The organism is Lyngbya sp. CCY1209 (assembly GCF_055795065.1).
Window position 1 is genome coordinate 1 of the sequence record NZ_JAYFER010000198.1, and the last position, 20271, is coordinate 20271.

The following is a 20271-nucleotide window of genomic DNA, read 5'->3' on the forward strand; positions in this document are numbered from 1 at the left end:
ATGGAAGTCATGCACGAGCGCAACGCTCACAACTTCCCCCTCGACTTGGCTTCTGCTGAGTCCGAGACTGTGGCTTTCGTTGCCCCCGAAATTGGCTAATTTTTAAGCCGGTTTAAACCAAGCGCCTCCCGATTGGGGGGCGCTTTTTGCGTTTTGGGGGTGGCAGTTCCAATATTGGGTTTCACTCGCCCTCACCCCCAGCCCCTCTCCCAATTTTGGGAGAGGGGAGAAAAGCCCAATCGGTATCAATTCTGGAGCACACCCGATACTTAAGTCCCCCAAAGTTGGGGGATTTATGGAACTTAAAATTTGGGGGAATTTAACCGTCCGAAAGTACCCCGTACAGCATTTCCCTCAAGGTGGGAAACTGTGCGATGGTATCCGGCAACCGATCCCAATCAAAAGCGGTCAATTGTTCCTCCAAAGCCGCCGCATAATTTTGCAGGGGTTCCCAGGGATAATCCGCCGCCAGGGTTTGCAGTCGCTTCAGGAACGATCGCAACTGTCTCTGGGTCATGCGATCGCGCAATTCCCGCCATTTCGTCTCCTCTTCCCGCTGTAAAATATCCTTCAATTCGGACAGTTTTTCCTTCCATTCTGGAGTTATGGGGGTGGGTCGCGACTCTAGAGCGACACATTTTTGGGGCGATCGCACGTGGGATTTTCGGGGGGGCAAAATATCCCGCAAAACGCCGCCGAGTTTCGCTTTGCTGACGGGTTTTCGCAGATATCCCCGGCAGAGATTTTGACTCTGTTCAAAATCTTGGGCGACCGCAGAAGCCGTCAGCATGATAATGGGAATATTCCGAGTTTTTCGATCTTGCTTCAATCGCAGGCTCGTTTCAATTCCATCCAAATTCGGCATTCTCAAATCCATAAAAATTACGTCGGGACGTTCGGTTTTGGCGATCGCGATCGCCTCCAAACCATCTTTTGCCATCAGCAGGCGATGTCCCGTACCCTCGAAGTAACCCGCGACCAAATTGCGGTTGGACTGCACGTCATCTACCACCAATATTGTCGAAGTTTGCAGCCCACTAAAATCAATTTTATCGGTCAATTTAACAGCTTTTGAATTGCCATTTTCGGCAAGTTTAATATTGGGAAAGGTAAACGTGAAGGTACTCCCCGCACCCAACTGACTTTTCAAGGTCACGTCTCCCCCCAAAAGGTGAGTGAGTCGCCGGGTAATCGCCAATCCCAGACCCGTTCCGCCATATTTGCGGGTGCTCTGTCCCTCACTTTGAACGAAGGCTTCAAAAATCTGTTTTTGCTGGTCGGGGGAAATCCCGATTCCGGTATCTGCGACGATAATTTCCAGGTAAATTTGGCGATCGCCGTCCGGTTGAAACGTGCGAGCCCAGATGCGAACCGACCCTTTTTCCGTGAACTTCAGGGCATTTCCCACCGTATTGAATAAGATCTGCCGCAGCCGCACCTCGTCAAATTCGATGGCGGTGGGGACGGTTTCTTCGACATCAATTTGCAATGATACACCCTTGGCGATCGCCGTGGGAGAAAACATCTGTCGGATCTCTTGCATCAACACCCGCAACTCGACGGGTTCGTACTGGAGTTCCAGTTTCCCCGCCTCAATTTTAGACAGGTCAAGGATGTCGTCGATCAGGGCCGTCAGCGCCCGCCCTCCAGCCGCGATCGCATCCAAATAACCGCGTTGCTGTTCGTCCTCCACCATCCCCTGCAACAGGTCACAAAACCCCAAAATGGCATTCATCGGCGTGCGAATTTCGTGGCTCATATTCGCCAAAAACTCGCTTTTTGCGCGGTTCGCCGTTTCCGCCCGTTTGGCGACTTGTTCGAGGGCAAAATGGGAAAACTGCAAAACAGCCAACATGAGGCTATTTCTCAACTCCGCAGCCGCCGCGATCTCTAGTTCATTCCAAGGTTCAGCGCGGCCCTTGACCGTCTCTTTCCAAGCTTCAAAGGATTTGCGGGGGGACAGGCGAACCTCCCCGCCTCCGTCCTTGATGACGGGTTTGTTGGGGTTGCCGCCCCAGGTGACGGTGCGGACCCGTTCCGGCCTGAACCAAATAATTTGATAAGTCACCCGATCCAAATAAATCGAGATCGCCAACAAACCCGCCACTTTCTGGGTGTAATTTTTAGCCGGGGAATAGAGTGAGCCGAGGCGGTCGGTATAGAAAATTTCTTCCCGGTGATAGGTCCGCAGCCAGCAGAGTAAATTTTCCAGATCGTCCGGGGAGGGAACTTCCCCGCAGTGAGACAGTTTTCCCTGCAAGCAGATGACGATTCCCCGGGCATTGACCAATTCTAGCAGGCGATCGCCGCTTTGGTGGATCATCTGCATCATTTGACGGATGACATTGGATTCCCGGCCGGACAATTTTTGTCTGAACAGGTGTTGAATCTCTTTGACTTTGGATTTGTATCGTTCCCAATTATTTTGATATTGGCGATACAATTCCACGGACATAAATTGCCCCAACAGTTCGCAAGCCTGTCGCAATTCGTGGGGGACAAATTTGGGGCTGTAGTGGTGACAGACGATCATGCCCCAGAGTTTTTTGTCGTGAATCAAAGAGATGCACAGGGAAGCGGAAACCCCCATATTTTGAAGGTATTCGATGTGGATGGGCGAGACACTTCTCAAAATGGCGTGGCTGAGGTCGAGGGGGGCTGAGGTGACGGGATTGTGGGCGGGGAAAATGGGGACGGGTTCGTAATTGATATCGACGATCATTCGCACCCAATTTTTATAGTAGAGTTCCCGCGCCTGTTTGGGAATGTCGGAGGCGGGATAGTGCAACCCGAGAAAGGTTTCGAGATCGGACCGTTTGTCCTCCGCCACGACGATGCCGCTGCCGTCTTCTTCAAAGCGATAAATCATGACGCGATCGTATTCGGTCAGCGCCCGCACTTCCCCCGCCAAATAGCCGACGGACTCTTCAAATGTATTTTTGTTGACGATGTTGGAGAGGGAGGTTTTGACCCGGGAGTAAAAACCGAAACGGCGATTATATTCCGTTTTGACATGGGGTTCCACCTCAAAAATTAATAGGCCGTCGTGGCGGTGCAGGGTGGCGGTCAATTTGCCAATTTTTTTGCGATCGCCGGGGTCGAGTGTGAAGGGTCCGAAGTGTCCCGAATCATTTTGGAGGACGAACTGAACCACTTTTTTGCCTTCCGATTTGGGCAAGATTCGCTCCAAATTTTTTCCGATCAGGGATTCGACTTCCCGGCCCAAAAATTTGTCGGTGTTGCCACTGGCCTGCAAGATGGTCAATTCGGGTTCTTGGAGAACCAACAGGCACCCGTAGGCTTGAATGTGTCCGGGGATGTGAATCGGTTCGCGATCGCAATTGCTCAAGTCGATCGGTTCGGACGGGACGGGTGCGGCAAAATCTGTCATGTCAGGACTCCTGAACGCCAAAATTCTGATATACAAAAATTGTTCAAGTTGTTATTTCTCAGACTCAAAACCTTAAAATTTGATCAAATTTTTGAGGATTTATTTTTGTCGATCTGAGGGTTGTTTAGTTTCCAGTGTAGTCAATTTTCCAGCTTCAGAATATCAAATGCACTTTTGGGACCTATAATTGAGTTTAACCCGAGTTCTCAGCGTTCTCAATTTTCCCATGCTCGACCTGACAAAACTTGCCCGCCAAATGCAGGGCATGAGCCAACACATGACCCGGGAGGCGGAAGCGGCCCGCGATCGCCTGGAACGGGCACAAACCCTGTTCGAGGAAGCCCAGACCCACCAGGAAGAATTGGTGAGGCGGCAGGCCCGCTGGGTACACCGCATCCCCTTCAACGCGGCCACCCCCGTGGAACCGCTGGACCGCCGGCCCGCCATCCAAACCCCCCCAGAAGCCCACACCGTCTTCGCCTCCGACGGCTCCCAAATCGCCCCGAGCGCCCACGAAATCGCCTACTGTTACTTGCTCAACGTGAGCCGGGTCATCCTCCATTATGGCCAAAGTCGCCACCCGGTTCTCGACAGTGTTCCCGAAATTTTTTACCGCCCCGAAGACCTCTACATCTCCCGGCAGTGGGGCATCCGCACCGAGGAGTGGATGGGCTACCGCCGCACCGTCTCGGAAGCAGTCGCCCTGGCCGAAATCGGCCAAGATCTGCTCGTGATCGCCAACAACGCCCTCCCCGCCCCCACCCTCGCCCTGGTGGACGGTTCGCTGATCTACTGGTTTTTGGAACAGTTGCCCGGAGAGGCCCGCGATCGCATCATCGAGCCGATTTTGGGCGCCTGGGAGCTCCTGCGGCTGGCCGGCATCCCCCTGCTGGGCTACGTCAGCGCCTCCCGCAGCGCCGAAACCCTCTCCTTCCTGCGGTTCCAGGCTTGCCCCTACGAGGAGCCCAACTGCCTGCACCACTGCCCCGACCTGGGCACAGTCGATCGCAAGGGGCGGATCAAACAGGCCCCCTGCCAGGTGTGCGAACCCCTGCGGGACGGGGTGCTGTGGTCTTCCCGCCTGGAACCGGGCCACCGCAGCCCCCTGTGGCAGTCGCGATCGCGCATTTTGGACCTCTACGGCTCCCACTCCATCTATTTCTGCTACGTCAACGTCGGCCTGGAAATCGCCCGCATCGAGTGTCCCGCCTGGGTAGCCGAGGACTCCCGACTGTTCGAGTCGGCCCTGGGCATGACCCTGGCCCAAGTGTACAAGGGCTACGGCTACCCCGTCGCCCTCGCCGAAGCCCACAACCAGGCCGTGGTCCGGGGCGGCGATCGCTCCCGATTTTTCGCACTGCTGGAACAGGAAATGATCCGGGCCGGACTGCAAAATGTCGGCACGTCTTATAAGGAAGCCCGAAAGCGGGGAAGTATCGCTTAAATAATTGATAATTGATAATTGATAATTGATAATTATCAATTAATTTCCCAGATCCACTCACCCCAACACCAAATAATCTGCGACAATCTGCGAAATCTGTGGACGATCCATTCAATTCCGTCAAACCCTACAGGTTGAATTGTGATCGCGCCTTTTGAGTGTCAGTCAAATACCTTTCAAGTTCTCCCCAGTCTTCCCGAACCACGGCATCGGCGATCTCGTCGAGAGTTTGGCGGTAGGTGTGGAGCGATCGCACGACGGCTTCGCGGTTGTATTTAGCCATCATCACGCCCAATTCGGGGTTGCCGCCGCCGACGCGGCTGGTATCGCGGAAGCCGGAACTGGCGAGTTTGTGGGCCAGATCGAGGACTTCGGGATCGGTTTCCCCCGCGACAGAGGCGATGAGGCCGGCACTGACCATAACCGGGAGGTGGGAAATCCAGGCGACGGCGCGATCGTGGGCTTCGGGGGGGCAGGAGTAGACTTTGGCTTCGAGGGATTCGGCGATCGCCACCACTTCCCGCACCGCTGCGGGGGGGGTGGTTTCGGTGGGAGTGACGACATAGGGGCGTCCGGCGAACAGGTGGAACTGAGCCGCCTCGATGCCGCTCTCGGCCGTCCCCGCCATCGGATGTCCACCCACGAAATTGGGCCACAGGGGGGACAGGGTTCGGACGACGGGGGTTTTGACGGACCCCACATCCGTTAGAATTGCATTAGGCTTGAGGTGATCGACAAGTTGTTCGACGGTCGGCGCGATCGCCGATAAGGGGGTGCAAATGAAAATCAGATCGGCTTGTGCCATCAAAGACAAATCCGCGTCCGCTTCGTCCACCGCACCGAGGGCGACGGCGCGATCGCAGGTGGACTGGCGGCGGCTGACGCCCAACACCCGCCCTGGCTTTCGATAGCCTTCCGGAGTCGCGTTTTCTGCGGAATCTGCCCCCAGCGATCGCAAATCCAACCCTAGGGAACCGCCAATTAAACCCAATCCGATAATACCGATATTCATCCGAAAACTTCCGGGGCGATTAACTGTTTTTGACCCTCGTTCGGTTGCAAACTTTCCAGGTCATTTCGGACATTATATCTCCCCCGGCAACGTCCCGAAAAACTTTTATAAAAAATCAAGAATTGGAAAATTAAGTCGAGCAAAAATGGGCGAATTTTCCGGTATGAAGGGGGAGCGCGATCGCCGACAAGCGTCCAGACAAAGCCGCCGGCTCGATTCCCACGCGGCGGCGAAATTTTGATAGAATAAGACTGGAATTTGCCGACGTCAGGCCGGAGCGAAACGGGCATGGATGCCGAAGAACTGCTGCTCAACTATCAATCTGGAAAGCGGGATTTTCCCGCCATTCTCCTGTGCGAAGCCAACCTCAGCCGGGTCAATCTGAGTCGGGCAAATTTGACCCGGGCGATTCTGAGCGTCACCAATTTCAGCGGCGCCAATCTCAGCGAGGTGAACCTGAGCCGAGCGAAACTCAACGTCTCCAAATTGAGCGGTGCCGTCCTCACCGGCGCCAACTTGGACGAAGCCGTTCTCAACGTGGCCAACCTGATTCGAGCCGACCTCAGCAAAGCCAGCCTCATCGACTCCTCCTTAATTCGGGCCGAACTGATGCGGGCCGACCTCAGCGACGCCAATTTGACACGCGCGAACCTCACCGAAGCCGACCTGCGGGAGGCCACCCTGCGGCGGAGCGATTTGATACAGGCCAACCTGTCGGGGGCCAACCTGTCCGAAGCCAGCCTCATCCTCGGCGACCTGGAAGGGGCCAACCTGACGCGCGCGAAGCTGACCCGGGCCGACCTGCGGGGGGCGAACCTCCGCAACGCCGAACTCCGACAGGCCGAACTCGAGGGAGCCCGCCTCCGGGGTGCCAACCTCAGCGGTGTCAACTTGCGGTGGGCGAACTTGAGCGGTGCAGACCTGAGCGGAGCCAACCTGGAGGCAGCCCAACTGAGCGGGGCGAGTTTGCGCGGCGCGGACCTCAGCGGTGCCAATTTGCTCAACGCCACCGCCATCCACGCCGATTTGACCCAGGCCAATTTGATCGAGAGCGACTGGACGGAAGCCGACTTGAGGGGGTCGGCCCTGACGGGCAGCAAATTTTACGGCGTGTCCCGGTTCAGCCTGATGGCCGACGAGATCACCTGCGACTGGGTTGACCTGAGTCCCGGCGGCGACGGCAGCCAAATTCGCCATTTCAGCCCCCAGGAAGCCTATCGATTCTTCAACATCGAGTCGCCCACGGTGCAAATTCGCATCGACGCCCCCCTCGACCCGGACGCCCACTGCGTCCTCGCCGCCATCTACCGCCAAATCGTCCGCCACCATCCGTTTATCAAACAGCCCCCCAGCATCGACGTGGGGTCTCGGAGGACAGTCTTATCATTTAGGATAGAAGAGGAGGAACAACTGTTTCTGACCGCCTACGTCGCCATCGAACCCTTTTCCGACGCCACGGCGACCCGGACTTCGATCCTGGAATCGTTGCGGATGCTCAACCCGGACAACAGTTCCCAGATGGGGGTGAGGTTGTCGAATCAAATCGTGCAGTTCGGGGTGGATATGATGCGGAAAATCGGACATCTGGACGATGAGGTGCTGTCCGAAAAATGGCGGTCAGAAGTGGGAGAGTGCGATCGCTTTTTTAATTCTCCGACCCAAACAATTTTGAGCAATTTGGCAACAGAATATCTGACCATTCACAACCATCCCGGATTCGGTCGAAACTTGAACGATATCCCCGGGGCGATCGGTGTTTCCGGACTCAAACTCGAACAATACCGGCAACTGGCGATGCCGACTCCGGAGCAGGCGATCGCTTTCGTCGCCAGCTTTTACTGAGGTCAGTGGGTCGAGGGGTCAGACCCTTTTGGGGTATCATCAATACAATTAAAAGTGAAAGTTTCGACCTGGATTTGAGGGGGATCGACATCGAATGACCGATCAGAATAACCGAGATGTTTCGGAAAGCGATCTTGTCAAAGTTTACGGAATTGTCAAGCAATACCGGGACGGGAAACGCGATTTTCAGGGCATCAATCTCAACGAGGCGAATCTGAGCCGAATCGTGTTGAGGGGGGCGAACTTGAGCGGCGCCTCCCTGTGCGTTGCCAATATGGGTTCGGCCGATTTGAGCGAAGCCAATTTGAGCGACGCCAACCTCAACGTCGTCCGGTTGAGCAGCGCCAACCTCACCCGGGCGATTTTGAACCGGGCGACCATCAACGTCGCCAACTTGGTGCGATCGGATTTGAGCGAGGCCCAACTCGTCGGGGCCCTGTTGATCCGAGCCGAACTGATCCGGGCCAAACTGCACAAGGCGAACTTCGCCCAAGCCAACCTCAACGGCGCCGACCTGCGGGAAAGCAAACTCCAGCAGGCGAACTTCGGCAACGCCAATTTGAGCGGGGCGAACCTGCGGGGGGCCTCCGGAGCCGCCGTCAACTTCCGACGGGCCGACCTGCGGGGGGCGGACTTGGTGAAGGCGAATTTGCCCAAAAGCGACTTCTGCCACGGGGAATTGCGGCAGGCGAACCTCACCTACGCCAACCTGAGCGGGGCCGACCTGCGGGGCGCCAACCTGCGCTGGAGCGACCTGCGGGGCGCCGACCTCAGCGCCGCCAACCTGAGCGAGGCGAATTTGAGCGGCGCGAACCTCTGCGGCGCCAACCTGAACGGGGCGACGCTGATCAAGGCCAGTTTGGTGCACGCGGACTTGACCCAGACGAACTTGATTCGCGCCTCCTGGGGCGGCGCGGACTTGTCGGGCGCCACGTTGACGGGGGCCAAACTCTACCAAGTGTGTCGCTTCAACCTGAAAGCGGAGGAGATCTCCTGCGAGTGGGTGGATTTGAGCCCCAACGGCGACCACAGCGAGGTCTACCATTTCGATCGCGACAGGTTGAAAAAGTTCTTCAACCAAACTCGCCCAAAGGTTCAGATCGTCGTCGATTCCCCCCTCGACCACGAGGCTAACCTGGTGTTGGCGGCCACCTACCAAAAAATTGCCGGCGAATTTCCCGTCATGGCCCGCCCCCCCAGCGTGGAAGTCGGCGATCGCACCACGTCCCTCATCTTCGCCGCCGACAGGGAGGAAGACCTGTTTCCCATCGGTTGCATGGCGGTTTTACCCTTCGACGACGCCACCGGGACCCAAAAAAATATCGTCACGTTGCTGCGGCAGCTCCAAAGTTCGTCCCTGAAACCAGAACGGCGGACGCAGTTGTTGAGCGCAATGGGTCAAGTGATCGCCCGGGTCAACGACATCAAAAAATTGGTTCGCAGCACCCGCTCCGAGTCGATCCCATCGTTTTTTCGCCGGCCCACCGCCACCCAACTCACCAATTCGAGTCAAAAAACTCTCACCGTTTACCAACACCCGCAGATGGACAAAATTGGCTCGTCTTCGATCTTAGAGTCCGCCCGGTCCGAACCGGCCACCGAGAGTTCGCTGCCCGAACTCGCCGCCGCGATCGCATTTATCGAAAGTTTTGACGAAACCCACTGATCCGCCCCGAGGAACTCGGAGCGCAGATTCCTCGAAACCCCCCGTGCCTCTCGACTTTTGCCCGCCGCCCTCCCTTCACTTCAGACCTCCGGGCGATCGCCTCGAAAAATTAGAATTGCAGATCCGGCTAATATGGAAGTTGCCGTGCCGGACTCAGGCCAGAATTCCGACCCCCGACGATCCGGATCGGCACCCGCCCCGAAGCCGTTTCCCCGGACATCACCTGTGATTGAGGTAGAAGCCCACAACCTGCTTCGCCGCTTCGTGCATTCCCTCGGCGATATCGACTGGCCCCACCATCTGACGATGGCGAGGCTGGTGGCCCGCGCCTTGCGCCTGGGGCGCAGTGCCCTGATCCAGACGGGGGTGCCGCCGGAAAGCCTCAACCATTCCTATCGCTTCAGCTACCTGATCCCCGTTTTGGTTTGGGGGAAAGCCAGCGTCATCGTCGCCCCGGAAGCGGTCATCGAGCATTTGTTGGCGGTGGAGTTCTCCCGACTGCGACACCTCGGAGACGGGGAGGAGGTTTGGAGGTTGATGGAGATGCCCATTCGCAGGGGCGATCGCTGGCCGGATGCGGACTATCAAGGGTTGCTGCTGACCACTCCGGAAGCCTGGTTGGACGATCGCCTGGGGGACAGGGGCAATTTTCCCCCGGACGTCCCCACGATTCTCGACTGCGCCGACGACCTGGAACGCCGGGCCCGCGATCGCCTCACGGCCCGGTTGCACGGGTCCGACTGGCGACAGTTGATCGACGGGCGTCCGGAGTGGCGGGATCTCCTCCAAGATGCCCAAGTGCGCCTGATCAAGTCTGCCTTCACCCGCCCCCCCAACCTCTACGGGTGCCACCTCCTGGACGAGGCGGAACGGCAGATCCTCGAAGATCTGTTTGCCGCCCTCAAAGAAGAAACGGGGGAGGACACCGAGTCCCGCAGTTGTTCCCTGGCGGAAAGCGAGGGGGCGGATTCTCCCTGGAACCGCTTCTGGCATCAGTGGCAATCTGAAAATCAGTTGCGGTGGGTGGGGGTCGATCGCGATCGCGGCGCCCTGACCTTTTATTGCACTCCGATAGAGGTGGCGTCGGCGTTGCGTCCCGTCTGGGAAAAACAGCCCTCGGTGCTCATCGGCGGCGCCCTGGATTTGGACAAAAATGCCCCCATCTACCGCCAAGTGATGGGACTCGGGGAGATCACCGGCGTCAAATTTTCCCCAGACCGCCAGACTCAGTTGATCCAACTCTACCTGCCCTCGGGGATACCGATGCCCAACACCCCCCAATTCGAGGCAGCCCTGATTCGGGAGTTGCGGACCCTGCTATCGATGAGCGCGGGGGTTGCCGGCCCAAGGGTGCTGCTGGTGGAGGACGTGCCGCTCAGGGGGCGGGTGGGGGCGGTTTTGGCGTCGGAGTTCGGTTCCCAAGTGCGGGTGGAGACGGCAGAATTGGGCGATCGCGGCATTTTGGTGGCGGGTTGGCAATTTTGGCAAACCCACCGGCACCGGTTCGCCCCCCCGCACCTGTTGGCGATCGCGACGTTGCCCCTGCCCTCCCTGGAACATCCCCTGGTGGCCGGCCGGGTCGCCTACCACAAACGCCGCCGCGAGGACTGGTTCCGCCTCTACCTCCTCCCCACCGCCCTGCAAGAGCTCCAGCGGGCCGTCGCCCCCGTCCGGGAAACCCAGGGCGTCGTCGCCCTCCTGGACACTCGGGTGCTGCACCGCAGCTATGGAAAACAGGTCTTGGCGGCTTTGAGTCCCCACGCCCAAATCGATTATTTGGACACGACTTGGCTAAATAACAATTAATAATTCACAATTAACAATTATCAATTGTCAAAAAGTTGCTGCCATTCTCGCACGACAAAGGGGGGGGCGGGGATTTCTGCGGATTCGGTCGTCAGGGGCACGGAGAGTTCCATCGCGGGGGTTCCCTCCAATTCCAATAAAACGGGGGCGAGGTCGTATTCGCCGACGTTGGGGGGCAGGGACAGATCCACCACATCTTCCGCCCTCCAGGTTTTGCCCGTCGCCGTCGTCAGGGTGAGGGGGGCTCGGTGGGCGACCTCCACCCACCCCGGAAATCCCACCAGACGCAGGTGGAGGCTCTCGACTCGGCCGAAAGCGGTGCGTTTGAATAGGATCACCTGCCAGGAGCGATCGCGGCGATCACGCAAACTGAGTTTGGAACGGTACATCACGCGATCGGAACCCTCCGGGTAGCGGTGGATGGAGGCGAAAACGGGGGCGGGATTTCCCAATATAAAATAGAGGGAAAGTAGGAGGATTAAAAAATGTCTGAAAATATGGATATAGCGGCGATCGATTGAATCAGATGCGGACGATCCCCCCCCCGCCCCCCTTAAGAAGGGGGGAGCCAGAGTCGGTTTTGCTTCGAGTGATATGGGGAATTTGAAATTTAAAGCGTACTTCACTAGCTTGATAAATGCTTTGATTCGGGTTGAAAATTTCATGCGATCGCTCCTTTATTCGCTCAATTTTGCGGTCATTGTCGATTTCCGTTATTCTTGATTATCGATGATAGTTTCTAACATTGTAATCGATTCGGGCAAGGCGATCTAGACGGTATCCCAAATCAACTCTAGGTCGATGTCATCGTATTTGTGAATGAGACGATTACGCATTCCAATAATTTGCGACCCGGGAATGTTTGGAAAAGTCCCTTGAGTGTCGGTCGAAATTCGACGAGCCGCTTCTCCCATAATTTCAAATTGGCGAGTCACGGCGGTTTGACGCATTAAATCCAGTTCAAAGGTTTCCCAGTCAATCCCGGCCACAAAGTCTTGAGCCAACTTGGCGGCATTGAGCATATCTTGGAAATAATTAATTTCGCGAGGTTGCATAGATGACTTGAGCGGAGTTCAGAATTGCTTGACGACGGAGGTGATTTCGACTGCGTTCGATCCCTCGCCGACTGACCAAATCAACGTCTCTTTGAAAAATATTCTTGATATCTTGTTCCATATCGACCCAATCGAATAACGTCCAACGGGCATCGCGATCGAATGAGATTAAAATATCGATATCGCTGCTTTCCGGGCGAAAATCGTCCCTCAAGACGGAACCGAATAAAGATCTACTCAAATTATAATAGAGTTGTTGGGTTGCGCTCCGTCAACCTGAGCGAAGACAAAAGAACGGCTGGGAGCGATCGCACCCTTATCGCACCCTTACCGTCGAGTATTGCAGTTGTCGAAATTTCAAGCCACATCTAGATCTTGTGCCCAGAACCGAGCGACGAGGCTTTGCCATTGTCGCCAAGATTGATTGAGTTCGGACGAGTCGATGAGATTGACATCGATTGTATCGGGAGTTGCAACAACGATCAATCCTTGGTTGAATTGAGTTCCATACTGCCGGTTGAGTGCGGCGGTGTAGGCGGCGAGTTGCATTTTTTGTTGGGGATAGATAGGTTTGATGCGATCGCTAAATTTGAACTCGATCGCCATTTCCGGGAGAGCGGACAGACGAGCCACGCAATCCACCCGGCCGCAATACCCATCATAATGGTGAAAAACGGGACTCTCTACGAGTCGGATTCCGTGGATTTTTTGCAAGGTGGGGAGCAACTGTTTCCAATGGGGTTCGAGGATTGGCGGACAGGAGACAGTTTCCCCCTTCAGGAAGTTCTCAACCAGGCGGTGTCCCAACTTGCCAATTTGACAGGCTCGGTTGGCTGCGGCTCCCTGGCTGCGTCGCCACTGATTGAGTCGTGCTTTTTCCTTGAGCGATCGCATCACCTCCTGGATGTGAGAAACACTGGGTTGGAAGTTACCGCGTTCGTCTTCATAACCGCTCATCCCGTTTCGCCGTGCGGGTTTGGCGTAGTAAATCGGAAGGATGCGATCGGACCAGTTGGGATTGTTCATGCTGTTCGTGTTCTCCTCAAATTCATCGATAATCCCAACATAGAGAATTCTTTCTCATTCCGTAAGCGCCAAAAAGTTCCCCCTGTGAAATCATCCGAGCGGAACGAGGGGGAAATAATGTTCCCCCCGATCCGGAGGTAGCATTTTCGGTTACACTGGTGGGGTGGAGTAGCAACCAAGCCGATGGAGAACTGGGATCGCTGGGATAAATTTCTGAAAGAGATCGTGGTCGATTATAAATTGAGTCGAACAGAACAAGATTTCTTTTTAGAAAGATTCCGGCGACAAAATTTAAATCTGGACGAAAAAGAAGTGTGTATCCTTGTGAGGGGAGATTGCGATATTTCATGGGAGGCTTACAAAAAATGTAGAGCGAGTGCTTATCGAAAATTTCGCGAAGTTTTAACAGATGCCAACGATACCAAAAAAGAAGCTTTATTGAAGTGGCTGGAAGAAAAATATAGTTCTCAAAAAAATGAGACGGTTAAAAGTTTGGAATATCAAAACCCTTTCACGCCTTTGAGTGGAGCCATAGCAGATCCAAATTTATTTTTTGGCAGGGATAAGGAAATTAGAGAAATTTTTGAAACACTGAACAGTGGCAGTAGCGTCGCAATTATTGGAGAAAGTGGACTGGGTAAGTCTTCATTATTGAAAGCGATCGAACGAACGGCAGTTCACAAATCAGATATAAAGCCAATTTATATAGATTTGCGACACCTTCAGAGCGACGATGATTTTTATGCAGAACTATGTAATGAAATCGGTATTAAAATATGTCAAGGACGTGAACTCAGGCACAAACTCAAACCATATCGTATTTTACTTCTCCTCGATGTTGTAGATAATATGAGAGAAAATTGGTTTACAAACCAAGTTCGCAGCCAGTTACGAGCATTGGCGGATGGCAGCGATCCGCCTTTGCGGTTGGTGGTTGCAGCTTCTCAATCACTTGATACTTTATTTCTAGATAGTCAGAATATGACTTCACCTTTTGAAAATATTTGTAGAGAACACCGTCTTAAGCCGTGGAATCAAGAAACAGTTAAAAATTTTATTAATAGTCGCTTAACTTATTTTGTTACACAACAATTAAAATGTATTCAGTTTGATGAGAATGAGATCATAAAAATTTATCAAGAAACTGGAGGTCATCCGCAGAAAGTAATGCAACAATGCCACGATCTTTATAAATATTTGAATGAAAATAATGAAAAATAGTAATTTTATTCTACGCCTCAACTTGGCTCCACAACTAAGGCGATCTCTATCTCTATGGAATACTTTCGATTATTTGCGACTGTTATATTGGATATTTTTCTTTCCTCAAGCACTGCGATGGTATGAAGAAAATCATGGAGAAACTGGGAGTTTAAAAGACAAAAAAACTTGGCGAGAAAAGTTGGAATTACTCCTTCGCAATCAAAATCAAATTAAATTATGCTTACAGGGATTAATATTGATTTTTTTTACATCATTTCTATCGTGGATAATATCTCAGGATTTTAATGTCCAATTTTATTGGAGTTATGTGCTGTTTAATTGGCTGTTTTCTATCTGCTTACTTGGTGTAGCGTTTGCCATAAAATTCGGTGTTTCAATAGGTGTGGGAGTCGCTGTGGCAGTCAGTGTAATTATGAATATGGTAGCAATTTTAGTCAACAATACAACCTCTAATTTTGTAGTTATGGTTATTGTCTCTGTGGGGTTTGGTGTCGGCATCAGTGTAGTCTCTAGCTTGATAGTAGGTGTGATTGATGCAGCATTTGGTTTTGTAGTGGGTGTGGCGTTTGGTGTGGCGTTCACATTTGGTTTGATATTCGGTGTAGCAGCAGGTGTATACAGTCTGGTAGTAGGTGTTACAAGGTTTGGTGTAGTAGTAGGTATAGGATCTGTGGTGGCTAGTGGAGTTTTAGGTTTGATTATCAGTGTGATGTTAGGTGTAGTGATCAGTGTAGCAAGTTTGCGTCCCGAAAACTGGATAATTTGTGTACTACCTAATTTAATATCAATTCAAAACCGTAGTTGGCTTTTTCCACGAATTAGCTCAATTCCTTTACCCTTACTAACAACTCGTTTAGAAATATCCTTAAAACAGGACTGGGAACAAGGGTTAGAAAATATCAATCGTATTTTTCAATATTCGTTACAATTTTTTCCTGCAATAATAGCCCTCAATCGAGTTCTCAAACAAACTCCACAAGAACACCTAATTTATCGAATTTCTCAGTTATCAGAAAATCCTGTTGATTGGAAACTTGTCAAGTTTTTATCCTCATCCTTGACACAAGAAATACAAACAAATTTTATAAAAGGATTATCAATTGCAATTCATGAATTATTGTTCTTTTGGAAAAAATTAAATAACGAAATAAATGTGTCAGCGATAGACACTCGCCTTGATACTCAACCCCGTGCAATTGCTGCTGGTTTTTGGCATCTCCACGAAAAAGAACCCGAACAAGCAACCCAAGCATTTTTGATAGTACGATCTTTGCAATATGGCGAAGAGATGTTTATTTTGGCTCAAACTCTCGCCCAATTTAAAGCTGCTACAGAACCCGACACCATTGCTGAAATTAAAGTTTCTGCATTTCCTTCAGAACACTATCTGCGCTCTGCAACTTGGGATGCAATGAACGGTTTACATTGCGTTTTAAAAGATACAAAACTCATTTTAGGAGCAACTTCAAAATCGGCTCGTTCTTTTGCCCTTAACCGCGCGATCGGTAAATTAAGAAGTATTCAAGATGATGCTAATACCCTACCCCAAGCGGAACGAGGTTTAATTGTCGATATTGCCCAAACCTGGAAAAAAGCTTTAGAACGCATTGCTCAAGAAGTTGGCAATATTTCGATTACCGAACCGGTCAAAAATCCCTATATCATTGGCGATCCAGTTGTCGGAAATTTATTTATTGGTCGAGAAGATATCATGAGAAAGCTTGAGGAATTGTGGGTGATGAGTTCTCATCTTCAGTCCATCGTTTTATACGGTCATCGTCGCATGGGAAAAACTTCAATTTTATTGAATATTGCCAACTTTTTGGGTTCCAAAGTTAAAGTAATTTATGTTAATTTACAAAAATTTTCAGGAGGAATGGGCGAGGTATTTTTAGAGATTAGCGATGAGATATCAGAAACACTTAATGTTTCTCTGCCAGACGAAGAAGATTTTTTAAAACACCCTTCGCTAAATTTTAAACGTCATTTAAAGAAGGTTCTGAAAAAAATAGACACAACCGGCTTGATCATTGCCTTGGATGAATTTGAAAGTATTGAAGAATTAATTAAATTGAACCAACTACCAGCAAATTTTATGACAATCTTGCGGAGTTTCGTGCAGATGAGTCCTAAAATTGCTTTTGCCTTTGCTGGGTTGCACACCCTGGAAGAAATGACTGAAGATTATTATCAACCTTTTTTTAGTAGCGTAACTCCACCAATTAAGGTGGGGTTTTTGACAGCCGCCGCCACCGCCCAAATTCTCGATAATCCCGACCCCGATTTTCCCCTCAGCTACGAACCGGAAGCCCACAAAACAATCTACAACCTCACCCACGGACAACCCTATTTGGTGCAGTTGATCGCATTTGACCTCGTCCGCCGCTACAATGACCAAATGTTTGAACGGGGGAACCCCCGCGATCCGGTTTTTACCGTGGAAGATGTGGACGCGGTTATCAACGGCACTTTCTTCCAAAACGGACGCTACTATTTCACCGGCGTTTGGGGACAAGCCGCCGAAGGTGCACCCCACCAGCAAGACGTTCTCAAAGTCCTGGCTTCCCACCCGGAAGGATGCGATCGCACCACCCTCCAACAAACAACCGGATTGGATGAAACCGCCCTCAACAATGCCTTGGAAACCCTCTCCCGCCACGATGTGATTATCGAAGCCGGGGGGAATATCCGCATCGCCGTGGAACTGTTTCGGATGTGGGTCAAGCAAAATCAATTGTAGCGATCGCATCTCGCCCCCAAACCCCCAATTCTGGGGGCTTTTATTTGCTACAATTAAAACGATTGATATGGGGAATCAACATGACTCAAATGGTCGGGCGATCGCTCACGTTGTCAGAATTCCTGGAACGTCCGGAAACCGAACCGGCTTCGGAATACATCGACGGAAAAATTATCCAAAAGCCAATGCCACAAGGTGAACACAGTCTGATCCAAGGCGAACTATGCGAAGCTATCAATAGAGTTGTGCGAGCTGAAAAGATTGCCAGAGCTTTTCCCGAGTTGCGCTGTACTGTCGGGGGACGATCGCTCGTTCCCGATGTGGCGGTATTCCGCTGGGACAGAATCCCGCGATCGCCGGCCGGAAAAATTGCCAATCGGTTTGAAATTTCTCCGGATTGGGCGATCGAAATCTTGTCGCCAGAACAGCAGATGACTGTTCTATTAACCAAGTTGTTGCACTATTCTCAAAACGGAACCAGCATCGGATGGGCGATCGATCCTCGGATGGAGACGATCTTTTGCATCGTCGAAAATCAACGTCTCGCGTCATTTCAAGGAGAGGCGCAACTTCCCGTTTTAGACGGGATCGATTTGCAGTTGACGGCGGCAGAAATTTTGAGTTGGTTGGTACTCTAGCACCCTGAAATGATTCGTGAAAATCCCATCCACTCAAAGCCCCCAGAATTGGGGGTTTGGGGGCTAGATAGGTCCGAAATAATGAAGTCAAATCCCATCCACTCAAAGCCCCCAGAATTGGGGGTTTGGGGGCCAGATCGGTGGTCCGAAATAATGAAGTCAAATCCCATCCACTCAAAGCCCCCAGAATTGGGGGTTTGGGGGCTAGATAACTTATGATAATCGATCTAAAACAGCTCCGCAATGGATTGCATGGGAAGATAAAGCTTCATCGGATCTTGCTGGAATTGTAGAAAGCCGTATTTGAGATAAAATCCCAATGCTTCTTCATCCAACGCTTCTGCAATTACCGCCAGCGATGCGATCTGTCGGGAAACTTCCAGGGACTTTTTGAGTGCATCGACTAACATCAATTCGCCAAATCCCTTACCTTTGGCGCTGTTATCGACAGCCAAACGGCCGAGTAAGGTTGTTGGCAGGCGTGGATAACGCGGCAGGTGCTTGGCAAAGTCGTCATTCAAAACGCCAATATCGACGGTGTAGCTCGATAAAGTATAATAGGCTAAAATATTTGAATCGGGAGCGTCGATCAATACGAAGACGGTGGCGACTCGTCTTTTCAGATCTTGCGATGCCTGCTGCCGAATGTAGCGATCTAAACTCTCCTTTCCGCAGTGAAATTGCGATCGCAAATGCCGACCCTTTGCCAGCAGTTCAATTTTGAGAACCATCAGTCCGCGATCGCATCCTTGTATCGTCGAGATGCGGCTTTCAACGCATCATTCGGCGGGGGAGGATTCAGGATTGTCTCGACGAAGGCTTCGCTTTCTTCCAAACTGAGGGTTAGGATTTGATGTTCTCGAATGACCCGCATCGCTTCGGCCCGGACGGCAGACACCACAAAATCGGTCAGGGTTCGCCCCTGCAAATCCGCCGCGTTTTGCAACAGTGCTTTCGTTTCCGGGCTGATCCGAGCTTCCAGTCGCGCCGTCGTTTTTTGAGGGGGTGGATTCGCCATGTCGCCAATCCAAATAAATCTGGTTTTTGCCGCTATTTTCTATAGTATACGGCAATCTGCCGGATGTCAGGCCCGATCGCTTCCGAAAAGATATCGAAATTTTACATTTTTCCCCGATCGCAGCGGTTACACTGGATCGGAATCCGACCCACTGAACGCCCATGCTCAAGACACTCGATCTCGATTTAGCCTTAGATAAGGAAACCTACAAAACTCAGGTAGAAGCCCTGATGCGGGAGTTGCGATCGCTTCAGCAGACCTGTTGGGAAAAAAAGCTCCCCGTGATCATCGTCCTCGAAGGCTGGGCCGCCGCCGGGAAGGGGGCGCTGGTGAAAAAAATGGTCGGCTACATGGACCCCCGGGGCTTCAAAGTCATCCCCATCTGGCCCCCCACCAAGAGCGAACGGCGCTATCCTTTCATGTGGCGATTTTGGCAGCAACTCCCCGGACGCGGTAAACTCGGCATTTTCTACCACAGTTGGTACACCCACGTCCTCGAAGACCGGCTGTTCGGTCGCCTCCCGGAATCCGAAGTGCCGATGGCCATGCGCCAGATCAACGCCTTCGAGCGCCAGATGGTGGACAACGGAGCTGCGATCGCCAAATTTTGGATTCACCTGAGCAAAAAAGAGCTCAAAAACCGCCTCAAAAAAGCCAGCAAGGACGAACTGGCGGCCTGGCGGGTGCGCCCCGAGGACTGGAAACAGGCCAAAAACTACGACACCTATTCCGCCTACGCCGAAGATATGGTCATCCACACCAGCACCGGCGCGGTGCCCTGGACGCTGGTGGAAGGGGACAGCCAACGCTGGGCGCGGGTGAAGGTGCTCTCCACGATGGTCGCCACCATCAAAGAAGCCCTGGAACGCCTGCAGGTGCAGCCTCCTCCCGTTTGCACCGTCCCCCAGGATCGTCTCGACCCCACGGAACCGAACCCCCTGGCCGGTGTGGATTTGAGCCTGTCCCTCTCCTCCGACGAGTACAAGGAAAAACTGCCCCATCAGCAGGCCCGCCTCGGCCGGATGCAACAGATCATCTACGAAAAACAGATACCGGTTTTGATCCTATTCGAGGGGTGGGACGCCGCCGGCAAGGGGGGCGCAATCAAGCGCCTGACGGATATCCTCGACCCCCGCAGCTACGAGGTGCACGCCTTCGCCGCCCCCACCGACGAGGAAAAAGCCCACCACTACCTGTGGCGGTTCTGGCGCAAACTGGCCCCGGCGGGGAAGATCGCCATTTTGGACCGCAGTTGGTACGGCCGCGTCATGGTGGAACGGGTCGAGGGGTTCGCCACGGACGAGGAGTGGCGGCGGGCCTATCGGGAAATCAACGTTTGTTGATGTCGATTGATTTCCGAGCATTGGCGGCTATTCGCCGTCGCCCGTCTCCCCCGCCCGTTCGATGAA

Annotated in this window: 15 protein-coding genes and 2 pseudogenes; 9 read left to right on the top strand and 8 right to left on the bottom strand. The window is 52.8% G+C overall.

The annotated features are described in order from the left end of the window. A partial coding sequence (locus AC0QHF_RS03580) for a photosystem II protein D1 (RefSeq protein ID WP_324702827.1) occupies positions 1-99 on the top strand: 99 nt, incomplete at its 5' end. Positions 100-319: 220 nt separating this feature from the next. Here AC0QHF_RS03580 and AC0QHF_RS03585 read toward each other — a convergent pair. Then, on the bottom strand, positions 320-3391 hold the full coding sequence (locus AC0QHF_RS03585) for an ATP-binding protein (RefSeq protein WP_324702813.1): 3072 nt from the start codon (positions 3389-3391) through the stop codon (positions 320-322). Positions 3392-3617: 226 nt separating this feature from the next. On the opposite strand from AC0QHF_RS03585, the gene AC0QHF_RS03590 reads away from it, so the two are divergent. Continuing rightward, positions 3618-4835 (top strand): DNA double-strand break repair nuclease NurA, encoded by a 1218-nt coding sequence (locus AC0QHF_RS03590; protein ID WP_324702814.1) that lies wholly within the window; start codon positions 3618-3620, stop codon positions 4833-4835. 127 nt (positions 4836-4962) lie between these two features. Here the strand turns inward: AC0QHF_RS03590 and AC0QHF_RS03595 are convergent, their stop codons facing one another. After that, positions 4963-5847 carry a prephenate/arogenate dehydrogenase gene (locus AC0QHF_RS03595; protein ID WP_324702815.1) on the bottom strand — a complete coding sequence of 295 codons (885 nt, stop codon included), beginning with the start codon at positions 5845-5847 and terminating at the stop codon, positions 4963-4965. Positions 5848-6135: 288 nt separating this feature from the next. Between AC0QHF_RS03595 and AC0QHF_RS03600 the strand changes: the two genes are divergently transcribed. The 3 genes from AC0QHF_RS03600 to AC0QHF_RS03610 all read left to right on the top strand — a co-directional run bounded on the left by AC0QHF_RS03600 (position 6136) and on the right by AC0QHF_RS03610 (position 11161). Next, a complete protein-coding gene (locus AC0QHF_RS03600; protein ID WP_375341397.1) occupies positions 6136-7689 on the top strand; it encodes a pentapeptide repeat-containing protein in 1554 nt (517 codons plus the stop codon). Positions 7690-7783: 94 nt separating this feature from the next. After that, complete coding sequence (locus AC0QHF_RS03605) at positions 7784-9355, top strand: pentapeptide repeat-containing protein (protein WP_324702817.1); 1572 nt, start codon at positions 7784-7786, stop codon at positions 9353-9355. A gap of 225 nt (positions 9356-9580) precedes the next feature. Next, positions 9581-11161, top strand: coding sequence for an ATP-dependent DNA helicase (locus AC0QHF_RS03610; RefSeq protein WP_324702818.1), 1581 nt, complete (start codon positions 9581-9583; stop codon positions 11159-11161). A 20-nt stretch (positions 11162-11181) separates the two neighbouring features. Here the strand turns inward: AC0QHF_RS03610 and AC0QHF_RS03615 are convergent, their stop codons facing one another. From AC0QHF_RS03615 to AC0QHF_RS03630, 4 genes and pseudogenes are all read right to left on the bottom strand, one after another. Beyond that, positions 11182-11613 carry a DUF3122 domain-containing protein gene (locus AC0QHF_RS03615; RefSeq protein WP_324702819.1) on the bottom strand — a complete coding sequence of 144 codons (432 nt, stop codon included), beginning with the start codon at positions 11611-11613 and terminating at the stop codon, positions 11182-11184. Positions 11614-11931: 318 nt separating this feature from the next. After that, positions 11932-12216, bottom strand: a complete 285-nt coding sequence (locus AC0QHF_RS03620; RefSeq protein WP_324702820.1) for a HepT-like ribonuclease domain-containing protein — start codon at positions 12214-12216, stop codon at positions 11932-11934. Continuing rightward, positions 12197-12463 (bottom strand): annotated as a pseudogene (locus tag AC0QHF_RS03625) (nucleotidyltransferase family protein); the annotation flags it as partial. The pseudogene AC0QHF_RS03625 and the gene AC0QHF_RS03620, both read right to left, overlap by 20 nt. Positions 12464-12573: 110 nt before the next feature. Then, positions 12574-13242 (bottom strand): PD-(D/E)XK nuclease family protein, encoded by a 669-nt coding sequence (locus tag AC0QHF_RS03630; RefSeq protein ID WP_324702821.1) that lies wholly within the window; start codon positions 13240-13242, stop codon positions 12574-12576. Positions 13243-13425: 183 nt separating this feature from the next. Here AC0QHF_RS03630 and AC0QHF_RS03635 point away from each other — a divergent pair, with 183 nt between their 5' ends. The 3 genes from AC0QHF_RS03635 (at position 13426) to AC0QHF_RS03645 (ending at position 17844) form a co-directional block, all read left to right on the top strand. Beyond that, positions 13426-14463, top strand: a complete 1038-nt coding sequence (locus AC0QHF_RS03635) for an nSTAND1 domain-containing NTPase (RefSeq protein ID WP_324702822.1) — start codon at positions 13426-13428, stop codon at positions 14461-14463. After that, positions 14453-17206, top strand: coding sequence for an AAA family ATPase (locus AC0QHF_RS03640; RefSeq protein ID WP_324702823.1), 2754 nt, complete (start codon positions 14453-14455; stop codon positions 17204-17206). The genes AC0QHF_RS03635 and AC0QHF_RS03640 overlap by 11 nt, the downstream gene beginning before the upstream one ends. A gap of 80 nt (positions 17207-17286) precedes the next feature. After that, positions 17287-17844, top strand: a complete 558-nt coding sequence (locus tag AC0QHF_RS03645) for a Uma2 family endonuclease (protein WP_324702824.1) — start codon at positions 17287-17289, stop codon at positions 17842-17844. Between the two features lie 227 nt (positions 17845-18071). Here the strand turns inward: AC0QHF_RS03645 and AC0QHF_RS03650 are convergent, their stop codons facing one another. Next, entirely contained in the window at positions 18072-18575 is a 504-nt protein-coding gene (locus AC0QHF_RS03650; RefSeq protein ID WP_324702825.1) for a GNAT family N-acetyltransferase, read from the bottom strand. Then, positions 18575-18862 carry a type II toxin-antitoxin system TacA family antitoxin gene (locus AC0QHF_RS03655; RefSeq protein WP_324702826.1) on the bottom strand — a complete coding sequence of 96 codons (288 nt, stop codon included), beginning with the start codon at positions 18860-18862 and terminating at the stop codon, positions 18575-18577. Before AC0QHF_RS03655 ends, AC0QHF_RS03650 begins: the two co-directional genes overlap by 1 nt. Positions 18863-19023: 161 nt before the next feature. Between AC0QHF_RS03655 and AC0QHF_RS03660 the strand changes: the two are divergent. Continuing rightward, positions 19024-20196, top strand: a pseudogene (locus AC0QHF_RS03660) (polyphosphate:AMP phosphotransferase); the annotation flags it as partial. Positions 20197-20271 lie beyond the last annotated feature (75 nt).

Bases quoted from the DNA above. Each gene is read 5' to 3' on its own strand.
- AC0QHF_RS03595 (WP_324702815.1), bottom strand. From the start codon at position 5,847: ATGAATATCGGTATTATCGGATTGGGTTTAATTGGCGGTTCCCTAGGG.
- AC0QHF_RS03585 (WP_324702813.1), bottom strand. From the start codon at position 3,391: ATGACAGATTTTGCCGCACCCGTCCCGTCCGAACCGATCGACTTGAGC.
- AC0QHF_RS03600 (WP_375341397.1), top strand. From the start codon at position 6,136: ATGGATGCCGAAGAACTGCTGCTCAACTATCAATCTGGAAAGCGGGAT.
- AC0QHF_RS03645 (WP_324702824.1), top strand. From the start codon at position 17,287: ATGACTCAAATGGTCGGGCGATCGCTCACGTTGTCAGAATTCCTGGAA.
- AC0QHF_RS03630 (WP_324702821.1), bottom strand. From the start codon at position 13,242: ATGAACAATCCCAACTGGTCCGATCGCATCCTTCCGATTTACTACGCC.
- AC0QHF_RS03605 (WP_324702817.1), top strand. From the start codon at position 7,784: ATGACCGATCAGAATAACCGAGATGTTTCGGAAAGCGATCTTGTCAAA.
- AC0QHF_RS03655 (WP_324702826.1), bottom strand. From the start codon at position 18,862: ATGGCGAATCCACCCCCTCAAAAAACGACGGCGCGACTGGAAGCTCGG.
- AC0QHF_RS03640 (WP_324702823.1), top strand. From the start codon at position 14,453: ATGAAAAATAGTAATTTTATTCTACGCCTCAACTTGGCTCCACAACTA.
- AC0QHF_RS03590 (WP_324702814.1), top strand. From the start codon at position 3,618: ATGCTCGACCTGACAAAACTTGCCCGCCAAATGCAGGGCATGAGCCAA.
- AC0QHF_RS03620 (WP_324702820.1), bottom strand. From the start codon at position 12,216: ATGCAACCTCGCGAAATTAATTATTTCCAAGATATGCTCAATGCCGCC.
- AC0QHF_RS03635 (WP_324702822.1), top strand. From the start codon at position 13,426: ATGGAGAACTGGGATCGCTGGGATAAATTTCTGAAAGAGATCGTGGTC.
- AC0QHF_RS03650 (WP_324702825.1), bottom strand. From the start codon at position 18,575: ATGGTTCTCAAAATTGAACTGCTGGCAAAGGGTCGGCATTTGCGATCG.